Below are 14,389 nucleotides of genomic sequence, written 5' to 3'. Positions count from 1 at the left end.
ACCGGCCGCGCCGACCGCGTCGGGCGCGGCCGCCGCGGGGCGCGCCCGGCGCCTACGCGCCCGCGAACGCCGCGCGTAGGCGGCCCAGGCCGTCCGCGATCTCGGCCGGCGCGTGCGTGGTGAACGACAGGCGCAGCGTGCGCGGGTCGGGCGTCGCCGCGTAGAACGGCGCGCCCGGCACGTACGCGACCTCGTGCTCGAGGGCGCGGGGGAGGAGCGCCGTGGCGTCCAGCCCGTCCGGCAGGCGCACCCACACGAACATGCCGCCGTCGGGCCGGTTGAACCGGCTGCCGGCGGGCAGGACGTCGGGCAGCGCCGCCACCATCGCGTCGCGGCGCTCGCCGTAGACGTGCCGCAGCCGCGCCAGGTGCGCGTCCAGGTCGACCCCCGCCAGCCAGCGTGCCGTCGCGGCCTGGTCGATCGTCGAGGAGTGCAGGTCCGCCGCCTGCTTGGCGATCGTCAGCGGCCCGCGCAGGTCGGCGGGCGTGCGCACCCAGCCGATCCGCAGCCCGGGCGCGGCGACCTTCGACAGCGTCGACAGCGCGAGCGTGCGCTCCGCGGCGCCCGGGATGGCGGCGATCGGCGTCGACGGCTCGCCCTTGTACCGCAGCTCGCCGTACGGGTCGTCCTCGATCGTCCACAGGTCGCAGCGCTCGATGACCGCCGCGAGCTCGCGCCGGCGCTCCTCGCCGAGCGTCCGCGCCGTCGGATTGTGGAACGTCGGCACGGTGTAGAGCAGCTTCGGGCGGTGCTCGGCGACGAGCCGCTCGACCTCGTCCGGCAGCAGCCCCTCGCCGTCACAGGGCACGGGGACCGGCACCGCGCCGGCGAGCTGGAACGCCTGGAGGGCGGCCAGGTAGCTCGGGTCCTCGACCAGGACGCGGTCGCCCGGCTCGAGCATGACGGCCGCGATGAGCGTCAGCGCCTGCTGCGACCCGCTGGTGATGAGCAGGTCCTCCGGCCCGGTCGGGAGCCCGCGGGCGGTCAGGCGCTCGGCCACCCGAGCCCGCAGGGCCGGGTCGCCCTCGGTCGTCGAGTACTGCAGCGAGCGCCCGGCGTGGGCGTCGTGCAACGCGGCCGCGAACGCGTCGGCCAGGCCCTCGCGGTCGAAGAGCTCGGGCGCCGGCAGGCCGCCGGCGAAGGAGAGGACGCCGGACCGCTCGGTCAGCGCCAGGATCTCGCGTACCGGCGAGCTCGCGACGCCGCGCAGGCGCGCGGCGACCGGAGCTGAACGGCCGGGAAGCGGGGTGGACATCGCCCCAGGATAGTGGGACGTGGCGCACACGCGCGCGCCGGTGCTTGGCCCGTGCAACGGCCGCCGCGCGTGCCCGCGCACTACGCTGGGCGGCGTGCGTGGTCGGCGGCTCCCGGACGTCTTCGCGGCGCGCGGCCGCGTGCCGCTGCCGCGCGGCCTGCCGCGGCCGCGGGCGGGCTGGGGGCTGCTGGGCGTGGCGGTCGTGGCCAGCCTGGGCGCCGCCTGGGCGATCCAGACCGGGGTGGCGGCGGTGCTCGCGGTCCGGGCCGCCGCCACGGGCGACCCGTCCGCGGCCGTGGGGCACGCGGGCCTGGCGGCGCTCGGCGCCGTGCTGACGCCCCTGCTCTGGCGCGCGACGCGCTGGGCGACGGGCCGGTGGCTGGCGCGCGAGGACGCGCGGCGCGGCGCCGAGCCCGGCGGCCCGTGGGCCGTGCCCCGCCCGCCCGGGGACTAGCGGAAGAGCCCCTCGCCGACGAAGCCGCCGCGGCGGATGCCGGGCGGCACGGCGAACAGGGCGGAGCCCGTGTGCCGGATGTACTCGTTGAGGGCGTCGCCGACGCCGAGCTTGCGCTGGAGCGCCACGAACTGCTTCTCGGGGTCCTGCTGGAACGCGACGAAGAACAGCCCGGCGTCGAGGTTGCCGGTGCGGGGATCGATGCCGTCCGTGTAGGAGTAGCCGCGGCGGAGGATCTTCATGCCGCCGTGGACCTCGGGGGACGCCAGGCGGATGTGGGCGTCGGGCGGGATCACCGTGACGCCGTCGCTGCCCTTCATCGCCAGGTCGACGCGGTCGAACTCGTCGGTGCCCGTCAGCGGCGCGCCCGAGGCCTTCGTCCGGCCGAAGACCGCCTCCTGGTCGCTCAGGCGGTCGCGGTCCCACGTCTCGATGAGCATCCGGATCCGGCGGGCGACGAGGTAGGTGCCGCCGCGGAACCAGCGCTGCGGCTCCTCGGCGCCCACCCACACGAAGCGGTCCATGCCCGCCGTGTCCTCGGCCCGCAGGTTGTTCGTGCCGTCCTTGAAGCCGAAGAGGTTGCGCGGCGTCGCCTGGGTGCGGCTGGTCGACGACGTGCGGCCGAACCCGAGCTGCATCCAGCGCAGCGCGACGTGGCCCGAGCCGATGCGCGCCAGGTTGCGGACGGCGTGGAAGGCCACCTGCGGGTCGTTCGAGCACGCCTGCACGCACAGGTCGCCGCCGCTGCGGGCGGCCTCGAGGTGGTCGCCCGGCAGGTCGGGGAGGGGCCGCAGCGCGGACGGCCGCCGGGCGCGCAGGCCCAGGCGGTCCTCGCCGCCGCGCTCGAACAGGTCGGGGCCGAAGCCGAAGGTGATCGTCAGGCGCGCGGGCGGCAGGCCGGCGGCCTCGCCGGTGTCGTCCGGCGGCAGGTTCGGGTCGTGGCCCAGGCTGCCCGTCGGCCGGCCGGCGGTCATGAGCTCGGCCGCCCGCGTCCACTCGCGCAGCAGCTCCTGCAGGTCGGCCGCGCGGTCGACGGTCAGGTCGAACGCGCCGAAGACCAGGCGGTCCTGGGCCGGCGTGGCGATGCCCGCCTGGTGCGGGCCGTGGAACGGGACGGCGTCGGCCACCCCGGCCGCCGGGTCGTCGGCGCGCGCGGTGCCGGCCGCGTAGCCGCCGCCGCCGGCCGCGGCCAGGCCGAGCAGGCCGCCGCCGGCCAGCAGGGCGCGGCGCCGCGTCATGCCGCGGCGTCCGCGCTCCTCCGCGCCGTGCTCCTCGTCGTGCGTGCGCTGCTCCCGGTCCCCGTCCACGGTGCCTCCGGTCCTACTCCAGCACCTTGCCGGCCACGAGCGACAGCGGGTCGGCGAGCGCGTTGATCTGGGCGGCGAACGTGCGGCGGTCCTTCGCCGTCAGCTCGTCGTAGAGCGCGAAGCCCAGGGGCGTGTCGCGCCGGTAGGCGTCCAGGCCCTTCTGGACGTCGGCGAAGCGCGGCTCGATCTCGTCGATCAGGGCCTGCTGCTTGCGCGCCCGGAGCGCCGGCTTCAGCAGCTCGAACGCCTTGCGCGAGCCCTCCAGGTTGCCCTGGAAGTCGGAGAGGTCGGTGTGCGAGTAGCGGTCCTCCTCGCCGGTGATCTTGCCGGCGGAGACCTCGTTGAGCAGCTCGACCGCGCCGTTGGCCAGCTGGGCGGCCTGCAGGTCGATGTCGCGGATCTTGCCGTCGAGGGTGCCGACGTCCGCGACGAGCTGGTCCGCGTACTTCCGCGTGCCCTTCGTCGTGCCGTCCTTCCACAGGATCTGCTCGATGCGGTGGAAGCCGGTCCACTCGTCGCCCTCGCCGACGTCGTTGACGCGGGCGTCGATCTTCGGGTCGAGGTCGCCGAAGCTCTCGGCCACCGGCTCGATCCGCTCGTACGGCAGGCGGGCGGGACCGAACAGGTCCTTGGCGCGCTGCAGGTCGCCGGCGCGCAGGGCGGCAGCGAAGCGGTTCGTGCGCTTGACGAGCTCGTCGGACTGCGCCTGGACGTACGCGTTGTACTGCCGGACGGCCTTCGTGAGCGCCGGGTCCGTCGGGCCCTTCTTCGCCGGGGCGCCCGTCACGACGAGCTTGCCGGGCTTGCGGGCCGTGTCGCCGGGGACGGCGCAGTACACGACGTACTCGCCCGGGTCGAGCTTGAGCGAGAAGTCGCCGGACAGGCCGGGGGTGAGGTTCTCGCGCTCGCCCAGGATGATGCCGTCGCGGTTCTTCAGCTCGACCTCGGTCGTCTTCGACGTCCCGGGGTTCGACGCCTCGAGGACGACCTTGCCGGCGGGCGCCTTCAGCGTCGTCGGCGTGCAGCCCGCGTCGGTCAGCTCGACCTTCAGCGTCGTGCCGCCGCCGGCACCGCCGTCGTCGTCCCCGCCGCAGGCGGCCAGGCCGAGGGTGGCGACCGCCGCGGCGGCGAGGGCGAGCGTGCGGACGCCGGGGCGCGGCGTGGGGGTCATGCGGGGACCTCGGTCTCGGAGGTGGCGGCGGCGGCGCGCGGGCGCCCCGCGGGCCACAGGACGAAGAGCAGCATCGGCACCGCGTACGCGAGCCAGCCGATCACCTCGACGTGGCGGGGGTACGGCTGCAGGCCGAGCAGGCCGGTGAGCAGGCCGGAGACGACGGAGTCGGCCTCGGGCCGCACGAGCCACGTCAGGTCGAACGCCTGACCCTGCCCGAAGTTGACCCAGCCGGCCTCGTGCCCGGTGTGGAAGGCGCCGGCGACCAGGCCGGCGGCGATGATCACCAGGAAGACGGCCGTGACGCGGAAGAACCGCGACAGGTTCAGCCGGACCCCGCCGCGGTAGATGCCCCAGCCGATGAGCACGGCGATCGCGACGCCCAGCACCGCGCCGATCGAGGCGCTGAGCGTGGAGATCTGCGTCGACTCCGACTGGAACGTGGCGAGCAGGAAGAACGCCGTCTCGATGCCCTCGCGCAGGACGGCGAGGAACGCCATGGCGATCAGGCCCCACGCGGACCCGGCGGCGAGGGCGGTCGCGGCGGATGCGCGCAGGTCCCGGCCCATCGTGCGGGCGTTCTCGCGCATCCACACGATCATGCCGGTGACCATGACGACGGCGATCGCGGCGACGACGGTCTCGAGGGCCTCCTGCTGCCGCTGGGGGAGCGCCTCGTCGAGGATCTGCAGCGCGGCGGCCACGCCGACGCAGACGGCGATCGCGGCGCCGACGCCGATCCACATGTGGCGCAGCGCGTCGCGGCGGCCCTCCTGCACGAGGAAGGCGGCGACGATGCCCACGATGAGCGACGCCTCCACGCCCTCGCGCAGGCCGATCACGAACTGGACGGTGGGCAGGGCGGCGAGGGCGGTCATCGGGGCAGCGAACGGGGTTCGGGTGCCCTTCTAAGGGCGGCCGAAAAGGTACCACCGGGGCCGGTTGGCGGCCCCGGCCTGGCGCGTTGCCGCTTACGGCGTCCGGCGGGCGGCGGCGGGGAACGGCGTTCGGCCGCGGGCGGCGGCGACGGCCGCGCGGCGCGGGGCCGCGCGGCCGGCCGGGGCGGTCAGGCGCGGGCGCGGCGCGCCAGCTCGACGGTCGCCGAGCGCAGGCCGTGCGGCTCGGTGATGGGCTGCGCGAAGCCCAGGCGGCTGATCGTCGTGCCGCGCGGCGTCTTGACGACGAGGTCGAGGCCGTAGCGGTCGGCGCTCGTGCAGTGGGCGTGCGTCGCGTCGGGGTGCCCGCCGAGGTTGCGCGCCATGTCGAGCAGCGCGTCCGCGTGGTCGTCGTTGAGGTGCTCGACGGCGCGCGGGACGTTGGCCGCCACGGGGTCGGGCGCGGCCAGGGCGTACTCCTCGGCCGTCGTCGAGCCCATCCGGCCGTAGCCGCCCACCCAGCGCACGCGCTCGACCTTCAGCACCCAGGTCGTGAAGTCGGTGAAGTCGATGAACGCCGGGGCGGCCGGCACGGCCGCGACGTACGCCGCGCGCGCCGCGGCGACCTCCGTCGCCGTGGCGGGCTTGACCAGGCGGCCCGCCAGGGTCACGCGCGCGGAGTCGAGCGGATCGCCGATGACCGGGCCCGAGACGGCGATCGACGCGCGCTGCTCGGCGGCGGCGTTGCGTCCGTGCTCGGCCAGGCGCGAGAGCGCGAGGACCGGGGAGCCGTCGACGAGCAGGCCGAACGCCACGACGGAGGCCCAGGGGCTGCCGTCCTCGGACAGCGTCGCCAGGGTGCCGATCGTGGTCGCGGACATGATCGTCCGCGCCTCCTCGGCGGGTGAGCGGCGGGCCGCGTCCTCGACGTCGGTGAGCGGGGGCGGGACGGACGGGCCGCCGCCCGGGACGTCGTGGTCGTACTCGCGGGACGGCGCGGCGGTTTCAGGCATGCCTAAATGATAGGGCACCCTACCTCGTCGACCCGGTACACGGACGGGCATCCGACCGCGCCCGATGCGCGCCGACGCGCCCGGACGGCGCGCCCCGCCCCCCGGCGACCGTCCGGCGTCCGCTCGGGGCGCCGACGTGCAGGCGCGGGTCCCGACCCCGGCGTGTGCGAGGCTCCCGGCGTGCCGACGCGCCTGCCCGCCGAGATCCGCGCCTGCCTCTTCGACATGGACGGGGTGCTGACGGACACCGCCCGGGTGCACGCCCGGGCGTGGAAGGAGACCTTCGACGCGCTGCTCGCCGCGCGCCCGGACGCGCCCGGCGAGGACCACCGGCCGTTCGACGCGCGCGCGGACTACGACGCGCACGTCGACGGCCTGCCGCGCGAGGACGGGGTGCGGAACTTCCTCGCCTCCCGCGGGATCCACCTGCCCGAGGGCACGCCGGACGACGCGCCCGACGCCGACACCGTCCACGGCGTCGGCACCCGGAAGAACGCGCTGGTCGGCCGCCTGATCGACGAGGGCGGCGTGCAGGTGTACCCGGGGTCGGTGGCGCTGCTCGACGCGCTGCGCGCGGACGGCGTCCCGTGCGGCGTCGTGTCGTCGAGCGCGAACTGCCGCCGGATCCTCGACGCGGGCGGCATCCTCGACCGCTTCGCGGCCGTCGTCGACGGCACCGCCCTGACCGACCGGGGGCTGCGCGGGAAGCCGGCGCCCGACGCCTTCCTCGCCGCCGCCGCCGACCTGGGGGTCGAGCCGGCCGCGGCCGCCGTCTTCGAGGACGCGCTCGCGGGCGTGCAGGCCGGGCGCGCCGGGGGGTTCGGCCTGGTCGTCGGCGTCGACCGCGTGGGACAGGCCGACGCGCTGCGCGCCCACGGCGCCGGGCGCGTCGTGGCCGACCTGCAGGAGCTCGTCGCATGAGCGTCGAGCGGCTGGCCGTCGAGCCCTGGGCCGTGCGCGAGCGCGGCCTCGACATCGAGGCGCTCGGGCGCACGGAGTCGCTGTTCGCCCTCACGAACGGCCACCTGGGCCTGCGCGGCAACCTCGACGAGGGCGAGCCGCGCGGCACCGGCGGCACGTACCTCAACGGCTTCTACGAGTCCTACCCGCTGAGCTACGGCGAGAAGGGCTACGGGTTCCCCGAGGACGGCCAGGCGGTCGTCTCGGTCACGGACGGCAAGATCATCCGGCTGCTCGTCGACGACGAGCCGCTCGACGTGCACCGCGGCCGGCTCGAGCGCCACGAGCGCCACCTGGACTTCCGCACCGGCGTCCTCGAGCGGACGATGCGCTGGACCTCGCAGGCGGGGCGCACCGTCGTCGTCCGCACCCGCCGGCTCGTGTCGTTCGAGCAGCGGAGCGTCGCGGCGATCCAGTACGAGGTCGAGGTGGAGGGCGACGAGCCGGTGCGCGTGGCGCTGCAGTCGAGCCTGCTCGCCAACCAGCGCCAGCCGCGGGCCCGCAACGACCCGCGCTCGGCCGCCGAGCTGGAGTCGGCGCTCGAGGGCTGCCTGGCGACGAAGAACGACATGCGGGTGGTGCTCGCGCACCGGACGCGCAACAGCGGCCTGGCGATGGCCGCCGGCATGGACCACGTGCTCGAGGTCCACGACCACCCGACGTCGCTGACCCAGATCGACGACGACCTGGGGCGCGTGACGATCTCGGCCCGCCTCGAGCCGGGCGAGCCGCTGCGGCTGACGAAGGTGCTCGCGTACCACTGGTCCTCGCAGCAGTCCGTGGAGTGGCTGCGCGACCAGGTCGACGCGAGCCTGGAGAACGCGCTCGCCGAGGGCTTCGACGGCCTCGTCGCCGCGCAGCGCCGCATCCTCGACCGCTACTGGGAGGTCGCCGACGTCGAGCTGCAGGGCGACGACGAGCTGCAGCAGGCGATCCGCTTCGCCCTCTTCCAGCTCTTCCAGGCCGCGGCGCGCGCCGAGACGCAGCCGATCGCGGCGAAGGGCCTGACGGGCAACGGCTACGACGGCCACGCGTTCTGGGACACGGAGGCGTACGTCCTGCCCGTGCTGACGTACTCGCGGCCCGAGCTCGTGCGCGACGCGCTGCGCTGGCGGCACGACACGCTCGACCAGGCCCGCGACCGCGCGCGGCAGCTGGGGCTGCTCGGTGCCGCGTTCCCGTGGCGGACGATCCACGGCGAGGAGTGCTCGGGCTACTGGCCGGCCGGCACCGCCGCGTTCCACATCAACGCCGCGATCGCCGACGCCGTGCGGCGCTACGTCGCGGCGACGGGCGACGAGCGCTTCGACCGCGAGCACGCCGTCGAGCTGCTCGCCGAGACCGCGCGCCTGTGGATGAGCCTCGGCCACCACGGCGCCGACGGGGCGTTCCGCATCGACGGCGTCACCGGGCCCGACGAGTACTCGGCGCTCGTGGACGACAACGTCTACACGAACCTGATGGCGCAGATGAACCTGCTCGAGGCCGCCGCGGCGGCCGAGCGTCATCCCGACGTGGCCCGCGAGCTGCGGGTCCGCGAGGACGAGATCGCCGCCTGGCGGGTCGCCGCGCGCAACGTCCACGTGCCGTTCGACGAGCGCCTGGGCATCCACCCGCAGGACCAGGACTTCCTTCAGCACGCGCGCTGGGACTTCGACGCCACGGCCCCCGAGGACTACCCGCTGCTGCTCAGCCAGCCCTACTTCGACCTGTACCGCAAGCAGGTCGTCAAGCAGGCCGACCTCGTGCTCGCGATGTTCCGCCGCGGCGACGCGTTCGACCTGGACCAGAAGCGGCGCAACTTCGACTACTACGAGGGCCTGACCGTCCGCGACTCGTCGCTGTCGGCGGCCGTGCAGGCGGTCATCGCGGCCGAGGTCGGGCACCTGGACCTGGCGTACGACTACCTGGCCGAGTCCGGCCTGGCCGACCTGCACGACCTGCGCGGGGACTCCGACAACGGCCTGCACATCGCGTCGATGGCGGGCACCCTCGCGGCCGTGATGAACGGCTTCGGCGGCCTGCGCGACCACGGGGACCGCCTGGCGTTCTCCCCGCGGATCCCGCCGCGCCTGCCGCTGCTGCGCTTCCCGATCGCCTGGCGCGGCGTGCGCCTGATCGTCGAGGTGCGCCCGGGCGAGGCGACGTACCGGCTGGCCGACGACGCGCCCGAGGACGCCTCGGTGCGGATCACCCACTGGGGGGAGGAGGTCGACGTGCGCGCCGGCCGGCCCGAGCGGCGACCGATCCCCGCGGCGCCCGAGCTGCGTCGGCCGCTGCAGCCGCCGGGGCGCGAGCCGCGGCACCGCACGACGGGCGAGGGCGACTGAGGCGGACGCCGCACGCGGAATCCGCGCGCGCCGCGGCGGGTACGCGCACGGCATGCGTGAGATCGCCGAAGGCATCGTCCACTGGACGCAGCAGCACCCCGGCATCGGGGCGCGCGTGCACTCCTACCTGGTCGTCCCGTCCCGGGCGCTGATCGACCCGCTCCTGCCCGACGAGGGCCTGGACGGGATCGAGCGCTACGTCCGGCCGGAGACGATCCTCCTGACCAACCGCCACCACAGCCGCGACGCCGCCGCCATCCGCGACGCGTTCGGCTGCACCGTGAAGGCGAGCAGCAAGGGCCTGGGCGGCGTCGCGGCCGCGCCGGCCGAGGGCTTCGCGTTCGGGGAGGAGGTCGCCCCGGGCATCACCGCGCTCGAGGTCGGGTCGATCACGCCCGAGGAGACGGCGCTGCGGATCGACGTCGGCGACGGCGCGCTCGCGTTCGCCGACGGCCTGGTGCCGCAGGGCGACGGGCGGATCGGGTTCGTGCCCGACGAGCTGCTCGGGTCGGACCCCGAGGCCGTGAAGACCGGGCTGCGGATGGCCGCCCGGCGGCTGCTGGACCAGCGCTTCGCGCACCTGCTGTTCGCCCACGGCGACCCGATCGTCGGCGACGGTCGCGCGGCGCTGCAGGCGTTCGCCGACGCCGCCTGAGCGCCGCCGGACCGCCCGCCCGGCCCGTTTCCTGCGTCGGGGCCCCGGGTAGCCGACGAGCATGCGCGTCGTCGTCACCGGGGCCACCGGCAACACGGGCTCGTCGCTGGTGCGGCTGCTCGCGCGGGACCCCGAGATCACCGAGGTCGTCGGCTTCGCCCGGCGGCTCCCGCAGCTCGAGCTGCCGGGGGTCACGTGGGTGGCGGGCGACGTCCGCGAGCACGACCTGACGGCGCTGTTCCGCGGAGCCGCCGCGGTCGTCCACCTCGTCTGGCGGATCCAGCCCTCGCGCGACACGTCCGACACGTACGCCACGGACGTCGCCGGCACGCAGCGGGTGCTCGACGCCGTCGCGGCCGCCGGCGTGCGGACGTTCGTGCACGCGTCGTCCATCGCCGCCTACGGGCCGGGGCCGTCCGGCCCGGACGAGACGCGCGTCGACGAGACGTGGCCGATCACCGGCGTCCGCTCCAACTTCTACTCGCGCGAGAAGGTCGCGGCCGAGGAGCTCGTCGGGCGGTTCGAGGCCGAGCACCCCGAGGTGCGCGTCGTGCGCCTGCGGCCCGCGCTCGTCTTCAAGCGGACGGCCGCGCAGGAGGTGCGCCGCTACTTCCTCGGCCCGCTGTGGCCGAGCGCGCTCGTGCGGCCGGGACGGCTGCCGCTCGCGCCGACGCCCGTCGGCCTGCGCTTCCAGGTCGTGCACACGGACGACCTGGCCGAGGCGTACCGGCTGGCGGTCGTGCGGCCCGACATGCGCGGCGCGTACAACGTGGCGACCGAGCCGGTCATCACGCCGCGGCGGCTGCGGGCCGTCCTGGGCGGGCTGCCGCTGCCGGTGCCGCGCCGGGCGCTCCGCGCGCTGGCCGCCGTCACGTGGCGGACCCGCGCCCAGCCGACGCCGCCGAGCTGGGTCGACCTGGCGTACGAGTCGCCGCTCATGGACGCCTCGCGCCTTCGCGCGGCCGGCTGGACGCCGCGACACGACGGCCCGGCGACGCTGCGGCAGCTGCTCGAGGGCCTGCGCGACCGCGCCGGCGACGACGCCGTTCCGCCGCTCCGGACCGACGCGGGCGGCCCGCTGCGCGCGGACGAGCTGCGGACCGGCGTCGGCGGGCGCATCGACGACCGCGGCTGAGGCGCGCTGGGGGCCGCGGCCCCGTGGCTACGCGAGCGCGGCGTCCGCCGCGGCCGCGACGGCCAGGCGGTCGGCGCGGTCGTTGTACGCCTTGTGGGCGTGCTCGTCGCCCGTCTCGTGGCCCCGCACCCAGTGCCAGCGCACCTGGGCGTGCCGGCCGATCTCCTCGTCGAGGGCCATCACCAGGTCCTGGTTCTTCACCGGCTGCCCGGACGCGGTCTTCCAGCCCTTGCGCTTCCAGCCCGCGATCCACTGCGTCATCGAGTTGAGCATGAGCTGCGAGTCGGTGACGATGCAGACCGTCGAGCCGGCCGGCAGCGCGCGCAGCGCCTCGAGCGCGGCCGTGTACTCCATGCGGTTGTTCGTCGTGGCGGGATCGCCGCCCGACAGCTCGCGCGGCTCCTCGCCGGACTCCGCCGGCGGGACGACGATGGCGGCCCAGCCGCCCGGCCCCGGGTTGCCCTTGCACGCGCCGTCCGTCCAGATCATCCACTCGCCGGCACCCTGCACGGCGGGGGTCTCCTCGATCTTCTTGCGGGCGGGGCGGCGACGCGGAGCAGGCATGAGCCGGTGAAGGCTAGAGGACCGTCCGGCCGTCCCCCCGGTACGTCGGGACGACGTCGACGACCTCGTCGCCGGCGACCAGGTGCAGGCGGTCGAAGCGTTCGCACAGCTCGCCGGCCTTCGTGTGGCGCAGCCACACGCGGTCGCCGATCGCCAGCGCGTCGGCGGCCGCGCCGAGCAGCGGCGTCTGCGCCTCGCCGGCGCCCTCGAGCGGGTCCAGCCGCAGCCCCGGCGGGTACGTCGGCCGCGGCAGCCGGTCGGGACCGGCCGCACCCGACGCCACGTAGCCGCCCCCGAGCGCGGTCACCACGCCCGGGCCCGGGCGGCGCACGACGGGCAGGGCGTAGAAGGCGGCGGGCGACGGCGTGAAGCGCGAGTAGGTGTCGAACAGGGCGGGGGCGAGCAGGCCCGAGCCGGCCGCCACCTCGGAGACCGCGGGCTCGGAGGACGAGCTCTCGAGGCTGCCGGTCCCGCCGGCGTTGACGAACCGCAGCGGGCCGGCGACGGCCTGGACCGCCTGCACCGCGCGGGAGCGGCGGCGGCGCAGCTCGGCGGCGGAGAGCGCCTGCATCCCCTGGACGACCCGCCCGTACAGCCGGCGGCCGGGCGGCCGGTCGCCGACGCCGGCGATCTGCGACTCGTACGCCATCAGGCCGTCCAGCCGCAGGCCGGGGCGGCGCGCGATCTCGGCGGCGAGCGCCGCGAGCTGCTCGGGCTCGTGCAGGGGAGAGCGGCGGGCGCCGACGCGGACGCGGCCGCCGGCCAGGCGCAGCCCGGCGTCGAGCTCGAGCGCGACGGCGACGGGTGCGGTGGCGCTCGCCCCCGCGGCGTCGAGCGCGTCGAGGTGGGCGACGTCGTCGACCATCACCGTGATCGGCGGGCGGCCGGCGGCGGCGCGCGAGGCGAGCTCGCGCAGCGCCCCGCGGTCGACGGTGGGGTAGGCCACGACGAGGTCGTCGAAGCCCTCGTCCTGCAGCCACAGCGCCTCGGGGAGGGTGAGGGCGAGCGTGCCCCGGAACGCGCGGTCGGGGCCGTCGAGCACCCGGCGCTGCAGCGCCCGGCAGCGCACCGACTTGCTGGCCAGGCGGATCGGGGTGCCGCCGGCCCGCCGCGCGAGGTCGGCGCGGTTGCGGTCGAAGGCGTCCAGGTCGACGACCGCGAACGGCGCGTCCAGGTCGGCGGTCGCGCGCTCCAGGCGCGCGTGCTGCTCGTCCCCGGCGCCCGCGGCGGTCACCGCGCGGCCTCGACGTGCTCGACGGGGACGCCGAGGCGCGTCGCGGGCGTCCGCACGGGACCGAGCACGCGGTCGAGGTACTCGTTGCGGAAGCGCCCCTCCGGGTCCAGCCGCGCGCGCACGTCGGCGAACGCGTCCCACTCCGGGTAGCGGGGGGCCAGGTCGTCGGCGGTCATGAAGTGGCGCTTGCCCCAGTGCGGCCGGCCGCCGTGCGCCGCCGCGATCTCCTGCACGCCGCGGAAGTACTGGCCCCAGCGCATGTCGCGGTACACGTGGACGGCCAGGTAGCCGCTCTCGCGCCCGTGGACGGGGGAGAGCAGGGCGTCGTCGCCGCGGACGAAGCGCATCTCGATCGGGAAGTTCACCGCGAGCCCCTGCCCGGCGATCAGCGCCAGGATCTCGCGCAGCGCCGGCTCGACCTCGGCGCGCGGCAGCGCCCACTCCATCTCGACGAAGCGCACGTGCCGCGGGGACGCGAAGATCCGGTCGGAGCGGTCGGTGCGGACGCTCGTGCCGGCGACGTGCGTGACGAAGCGGTTCAGGCGCGGGATCGCCGCCGGCACGCGGCGGCCGATCTCGCTGACCGTCGCCAGCGCGGCGGTCTCCAGGCCGCCCTGGCGCAGCCAGCGCTGCGCGCGGCTCGGCGGCGCCGCGGCCGCGTCGACCACGTCGTTCGTGCGCGTCAGACAGAGCGGGGCGTGGGGGAAGACGTACGCCTCGAAGTGGCGGTGGCCGTCGACGCGCTCCTGCAGGGTTGCGAGCACCTCCTCGAGCGGCTCGGTCGTGTCGACGCCGCGCAGCACGTACGCGGGGACCGCCTGGATCGTCACCGCGGTGACGATGCCCAGCGCGCCGATCCCGACGCGGGCGGCGCGCAGGCCGAGCGGGTCGGAGTCGGCGTCCAGGTCGACGATCTCGCCCGTGCCGGTGACGAGCTCGATCGCCCGCACCTGCGACGGCAGGTTGCCGAGCGTCGCCCCGGTGCCGTGGGTGCCGGTGGCGATCGCCCCGGCGATCGTCTGCCGGTCGATGTCGCCCAGGTTCTCCATCCCCAGGCCGTGGTCGGCGAGCAGCGACGAGAGCTCGTGGATGCTCGTGCCGGCGCCCACGCGCACGAGCCCCGTGGCGGGGTCGAGGTCCTGCAGGCCGCGGATCGCGGACACGTCGACGAGCACGCCGTCGGTCAGGGCGGCGCCCGTGAACGAGTGGCCCGAGCCGACCGCCTTGACGGGCAGGCCGTCCGCGGCGGCGCGGCGCACGACGTCGGCGGCCTCGCGGGCGCTGCGGGGCCGCGCGATCCGCGCCGGGCGGCACGTCTGCTCGCGCGACCAGTTCCGCCACGTCGTCGGCCTGCCGTCCACCACGCTCCCCATGGCGCGCACGCTAGCCCGGACGCCCGGCGTTGTCACGTCGTCCCGGCGCCTTGTCGAGGGCGG

The 14,389-nt window shown here is 76.1% G+C and carries 13 protein-coding genes; 5 read left to right on the top strand and 8 right to left on the bottom strand.

The genetic code is table 11. From position 1 onward, the window contains the following. Nucleotides 1-52: 52 nt before the first annotated feature. A complete protein-coding gene (locus tag J3P29_RS11520) occupies nucleotides 53-1,255 on the bottom strand; it encodes a PLP-dependent aminotransferase family protein (protein WP_210493530.1) in 1,203 nt (400 codons plus the stop codon). 94 nt (nucleotides 1,256-1,349) lie between these two features. On the opposite strand from J3P29_RS11520, the gene J3P29_RS11515 reads away from it, so the two are divergent. Then, entirely contained in the window at nucleotides 1,350-1,709 is a 360-nt protein-coding gene (locus tag J3P29_RS11515; protein WP_210493529.1) for a hypothetical protein, read from the top strand. Here J3P29_RS11515 and efeB read toward each other — a convergent pair. The 4 genes from efeB to J3P29_RS11495 form a co-directional block, all read right to left on the bottom strand. Continuing rightward, nucleotides 1,706-2,947, bottom strand: a complete 1,242-nt coding sequence (gene efeB / locus J3P29_RS11510; RefSeq protein ID WP_210495042.1) for an iron uptake transporter deferrochelatase/peroxidase subunit — start codon at nucleotides 2,945-2,947, stop codon at nucleotides 1,706-1,708. The genes J3P29_RS11515 and efeB overlap by 4 nt on opposite strands. 82 nt (nucleotides 2,948-3,029) lie before the next feature. Continuing rightward, nucleotides 3,030-4,187 (bottom strand): iron uptake system protein EfeO, encoded by a 1,158-nt coding sequence (efeO, locus tag J3P29_RS11505; RefSeq protein ID WP_210493528.1) that lies wholly within the window; start codon nucleotides 4,185-4,187, stop codon nucleotides 3,030-3,032. Next, nucleotides 4,184-5,065 carry an iron uptake transporter permease EfeU gene (gene efeU / locus J3P29_RS11500; RefSeq protein ID WP_210493527.1) on the bottom strand — a complete coding sequence of 294 codons (882 nt, stop codon included), beginning with the start codon at nucleotides 5,063-5,065 and terminating at the stop codon, nucleotides 4,184-4,186. The genes efeO and efeU overlap by 4 nt, the downstream gene beginning before the upstream one ends. A 188-nt stretch (nucleotides 5,066-5,253) precedes the next feature. Continuing rightward, complete coding sequence (locus J3P29_RS11495) at nucleotides 5,254-6,075, bottom strand: DUF2470 domain-containing protein (RefSeq protein ID WP_210493526.1); 822 nt, start codon at nucleotides 6,073-6,075, stop codon at nucleotides 5,254-5,256. A gap of 180 nt (nucleotides 6,076-6,255) precedes the next feature. On the opposite strand from J3P29_RS11495, the gene J3P29_RS11490 reads away from it, so the two are divergent. The 4 genes from J3P29_RS11490 to J3P29_RS11475 all read left to right on the top strand — a co-directional run bounded on the left by J3P29_RS11490 (nucleotide 6,256) and on the right by J3P29_RS11475 (nucleotide 11,155). Next, entirely contained in the window at nucleotides 6,256-6,996 is a 741-nt protein-coding gene (locus tag J3P29_RS11490; RefSeq protein ID WP_349239830.1) for a beta-phosphoglucomutase family hydrolase, read from the top strand. Beyond that, entirely contained in the window at nucleotides 6,993-9,365 is a 2,373-nt protein-coding gene (locus J3P29_RS11485) for a glycoside hydrolase family 65 protein (protein WP_210493523.1), read from the top strand. The genes J3P29_RS11490 and J3P29_RS11485 overlap by 4 nt, the downstream gene beginning before the upstream one ends. Before the next feature lie 52 nt (nucleotides 9,366-9,417). After that, the gene (locus J3P29_RS11480; protein WP_210493522.1) at nucleotides 9,418-10,020 is read left to right on the top strand and encodes a hypothetical protein; all 603 of its coding nucleotides are present in this window, start codon (nucleotides 9,418-9,420) and stop codon (nucleotides 10,018-10,020) included. Nucleotides 10,021-10,081: 61 nt separating this feature from the next. Further along, nucleotides 10,082-11,155, top strand: coding sequence for an NAD-dependent epimerase/dehydratase family protein (locus tag J3P29_RS11475; RefSeq protein ID WP_210493520.1), 1,074 nt, complete (start codon nucleotides 10,082-10,084; stop codon nucleotides 11,153-11,155). A gap of 27 nt (nucleotides 11,156-11,182) precedes the next feature. Here J3P29_RS11475 and rnhA read toward each other — a convergent pair whose 3' ends face one another. From rnhA to J3P29_RS11460, 3 genes are all read right to left on the bottom strand, one after another. Further along, nucleotides 11,183-11,644 (bottom strand): ribonuclease HI, encoded by a 462-nt coding sequence (gene rnhA / locus J3P29_RS11470; RefSeq protein WP_349239865.1) that lies wholly within the window; start codon nucleotides 11,642-11,644, stop codon nucleotides 11,183-11,185. Nucleotides 11,645-11,732: 88 nt separating this feature from the next. After that, nucleotides 11,733-12,953, bottom strand: coding sequence for an amino acid deaminase/aldolase (locus J3P29_RS11465; protein ID WP_210493517.1), 1,221 nt, complete (start codon nucleotides 12,951-12,953; stop codon nucleotides 11,733-11,735). Continuing rightward, on the bottom strand, nucleotides 12,950-14,326 hold the full coding sequence (locus J3P29_RS11460) for a D-arabinono-1,4-lactone oxidase (protein ID WP_210493516.1): 1,377 nt from the start codon (nucleotides 14,324-14,326) through the stop codon (nucleotides 12,950-12,952). The genes J3P29_RS11465 and J3P29_RS11460 overlap by 4 nt, the downstream gene beginning before the upstream one ends. Between the last annotated feature and the right edge of the window lie 63 nt (nucleotides 14,327-14,389).

It is taken from the genome of Patulibacter sp. SYSU D01012, assembly GCF_017916475.1.
Classification (GTDB): Bacteria; Actinomycetota; Thermoleophilia; order Solirubrobacterales; family Solirubrobacteraceae; genus Patulibacter.
This window is presented reverse-complemented; position numbering and strand designations above follow the sequence as displayed.